The organism is Streptomyces sp. SID13726 (genome assembly GCF_010548375.1).
Classification (GTDB): domain Bacteria; phylum Actinomycetota; class Actinomycetes; order Streptomycetales; family Streptomycetaceae; genus Streptomyces.
On sequence record NZ_JAAGLY010000230.1, the window covers coordinates 1 to 549 of the forward strand.

At 70.5% G+C, this 549-nt stretch carries 1 protein-coding gene; it reads left to right on the plus strand.

What is annotated here, in order from left to right; all coding sequences use genetic code 11:
* Window positions 1-262 precede the first annotated feature (262 nt).
* The coding region (locus tag G3I78_RS47335) for a bifunctional hydroxymethylpyrimidine kinase/phosphomethylpyrimidine kinase (RefSeq protein WP_203616502.1) at window positions 263-549 on the plus strand (287 nt) is incomplete at its 3' end.

The following is a 549-nucleotide window of genomic DNA, read 5'->3' on the forward strand; positions in this document are numbered from 1 at the left end:
GTCCGGGTCGGGAAACCCCACCCGGAGCAAGGTCGGGCAGACTGTGTCTGAGGGCTGCCCGCCCGATTCTCTCCGGAGAAGCACAGTCGGGTAGACCGCTCGAGCCCTGCGGCGACGCAGGGCCTAGATGGATGACCGTCGCCCGCGCGAGGGCGACCTCGCGCGGGAACAGAACCCGGCGTACAGACCGGCTCGTCCGCCCGCCTCTCCCGGCACGACCGGGAGGACGGGACAGTCCGTCCTACTCGTGCCGAGGAGCACCATGTCCCACCACGACGCGCACACGCCCCCGCTCGCCTACGTCATCGCCGGGTCGGAGGCGACCGGCGGTGCCGGCATCCAGGCCGACCTCAAGACGTTCCAGGAGCTGGGCGCGTACGGCGTCGGCACGCTGACGTGCATCGTCTCGTTCGACCCGAAGAACGACTGGGGTCACCGGTTCGTCCCGGTCGACCCGCAGGTGATCGCCGACCAGTTCGAGGCGGCGACGGTCGCGCACGAGCCGTCGGTCGTGAAGATCGGCATGCTCGGCACGCCCGCGACGATCGA